The sequence below is a fragment of the Caulobacter sp. AP07 genome (genome assembly GCF_000281955.1).
GTDB lineage: Bacteria > Pseudomonadota > Alphaproteobacteria > Caulobacterales > Caulobacteraceae > Caulobacter.
On sequence record NZ_AKKF01000257.1, the window covers coordinates 1 to 2,562 of the forward strand.

The following is a 2,562-nucleotide window of genomic DNA, read 5'->3' on the forward strand; positions in this document are numbered from 1 at the left end:
CTTCGCCCGCTGGACCGGCGGACTCTACCTCACCTTCGGCCACCTCTGCCTGGGCGCCTACAATCACAAGGGCAACTGGCAGGTCAGTCTGGCCTGGCTGGACCCTCAACCCCGACAGGAGGCGTGAGATGGGGGCCGCTAGCTCCTTCAAGCAGCGCGACGTCACGCGGGCGTTCAGGGCGGCCCATGCCGCTGGCGTGCGAGCGCATGTCTGGATCGATCACCAGGGCTCCCTGCACATTCAGGAGGCCGCCCCCTTGACGGAACTGGCGCCCGAAGCCCTTCCTTCCAACGATAGGAACCCATGGGACGATCTGCTGACCTGATGGCCAAACTTGAGCTGCCCTTCGTTCAGCGGTTCGTCGACCGCAACGGCCATGTGCGTCACTACTTCCGGCGCCGCGGCTATGAGCGGGCGGTTCTACCTGGCGAGGTCGGATCCAAGGCGTTCATGGACGCCTATCAGGTCGCCATGGGCGGCAAGAAGTCTGCCGGCCAGGAGCGCTCAGTTGCCGGGACCGTGTCGGCCCTGATCGCGGCCTATTACGGATCTACCGTTTGGCGAGAGCTCGGCGCGACGACGCAAGCGAATTATCGCAACATCCTGGAGCGCTTCAGGGTAGAGCACGGCGCCCTTCCGGCGGCCGAACTGCAGCCCCGACACATCAAGGCCATCCGAGACAAGGGCGCCGATCGGCCCGGCGCAACTCGTAACCTCCTCAAGCGCCTGCGCGGCGTCTATGCCGTTGGCGTCGATCTTGAACTTGTGCCATCAAACCCTGTCGTCGGCGTGAAGCTTCCCAAGGAGGGGGACGGCTTCCGCGCCTGGACGGAGGAGGATGTGGAGAAATTCGAGGCCAAGTGGCCCGAGGGCTCTCGCGCCCGCCTCGCCCTGGCCTTGCTGCTCTACACCGGCCAGCGCCGCTCCGACGTCGTCGGGATGGGCCTTCAGCACGTCAAGGGCGGCGAGATCACCGTCATTCAGAAGAAGGGCGGCTACAAGGTTCATCTCGTGATCCCGATGCATCCGAACCTAAAGCGGGCGGTCGACGCCCTGCCTAAGACCAACCTGACCTTCATCATGACCGAGTACGGCAAGCCGATGAGCGAGGCCGGGTTCACGCAGTGGTTCGTCGAGTGCGCCATTGCCGCTGGCCTGCCGCCGCGATCTGGGCCGCATGGCTTGCGAAAAGCCGCCGCCCGCCGCCTAGCCGAAGCCGGCTGCACGCCCCACCAGATTGCCTCCGTCACTGGTCACGCCAGCCTGAAGGAGGTCGAGCGCTACACCAAATCAGCCGGACAGGCGGGTTTGGCACGGGCCGCGATGAGCAAGCTTTCGGACGAACCGTGAACCGGCGCGGTAAACCTCATGTGTCAACCTTTCGGAGCCGACTGATTTCGTTGAGGAAATTAGATGGGGTGGTAGGCCTGGAGGGACTCGAACCCCCAACCAGACCGTTATGAGCGGTCGGCTCTAACCATTGAGCTACAGGCCCCCGTGCGCGGCGCGCGTCCCATTGAGAGAGGATGGCGGGAGGACGGGTCGATTAGCATGGGCTGCACGGCGCTTAAAGGTCCCGTTCAGGTTGGCGCTGTCATGGAGGGAACCGTCGTCCCCCGGCCACGCTTGATCGTGGTCTGGGTAGACACCCAAGGTCGCGGCCCTCGGCTACACAAAGAGCCCGCACGGAGAAGAACGAACATGACCGCCAAGATTTCCCGCTCGGCCGCCGCCGCCGCTTCCGCGGCCCTGGCCGGCGCGCTGCTGGCCGCCGTCGCCGCCCTGCCCGCTCACGCCCAGAGCGCGCCGGACGCCGCCTTCCGCGCCACCACCCTGAACCTGTCGGCCTTCGGTGAGACCAAGGTGGTCCCCGACCTGGCGACCATCTCGCTGGGCGTCACCACCGACGCCCCGACCGCCGCCCAGGCCCTGACGGGCAACGCCGCCCAGATGAACAAGGTGATCGCCGCCCTGAAGAAGGCCGGGATCGAGGATCGCGACGTCCAGACCTCGGGCCTGAACGTCAACCCGCAATATGTCTACGAGCAGAACCAGCCGCCCAAGCTGAACGGCTACCAGGCCAGCAACCAGGTGACGATCCGGGTGCGCGACCTCTCCAAGCTGGGCCAGACGGTGGACGCCACGGTCTCGGCCGGCGCCACCAATGTCGGCGGCATCAGCTTTGGCCTGCAGAACCCGGACGCGGCCGAGGACGCGGCGCGGCTGGACGCGGTCAAGGCCCTGCAGGCCAAGGCCGAACTCTACGCCCGGGCCACCGGCTACAAGATCGTCCGCCTGGTCAGCCTGAACGAAGGCGGCGGCTACCAGCCCATGCCGCAGCCGATGCCGATGTACGCCATGGCCAAGCGCGAGATGTCCGACAGCAGCCCGATCGCGGCCGGCGAACTGAAGGTGCGCATCGACGTGACGGCGACCTACGAAGTGGCGAAATAGCTTCGACGCCCCCTCTCCCCTTGCGGGAGAGGGTGACCCCGCGAAGCGGGGTCGGGTGAGGGGTCGAAAGACCTATCCGCCGCGATCAGCCGAAAGGCCGGTCGCGG

At 66.4% G+C, this 2,562-nt stretch carries 2 protein-coding genes and 1 tRNA gene; 2 read left to right on the plus strand and 1 reads right to left on the minus strand.

Translation table 11 applies throughout. From position 1 onward, the window contains the following. Positions 1-325: 325 nt before the first annotated feature. Positions 326-1,351, plus strand: coding sequence for a tyrosine-type recombinase/integrase (locus tag PMI01_RS22810; protein WP_007674849.1), 1,026 nt, complete (start codon positions 326-328; stop codon positions 1,349-1,351). Between the two features lie 69 nt (positions 1,352-1,420). Here PMI01_RS22810 and PMI01_RS22815 read toward each other — a convergent pair. Then, a tRNA-Ile gene (locus PMI01_RS22815) sits at positions 1,421-1,496 on the minus strand. 206 nt (positions 1,497-1,702) lie between these two features. On the opposite strand from PMI01_RS22815, the gene PMI01_RS22820 reads away from it, so the two are divergent. Beyond that, entirely contained in the window at positions 1,703-2,455 is a 753-nt protein-coding gene (locus PMI01_RS22820) for an SIMPL domain-containing protein (protein ID WP_007674850.1), read from the plus strand. Positions 2,456-2,562: the final 107 nt, after the last annotated feature.

Coding starts and splice junctions, on each gene's coding strand:
- PMI01_RS22810 (WP_007674849.1), top strand. CDS start 326: ATGGCCAAACTTGAGCTGCCCTTCGTTCAGCGGTTCGTCGACCGCAAC.
- PMI01_RS22820 (WP_007674850.1), top strand. CDS start 1,703: ATGACCGCCAAGATTTCCCGCTCGGCCGCCGCCGCCGCTTCCGCGGCC.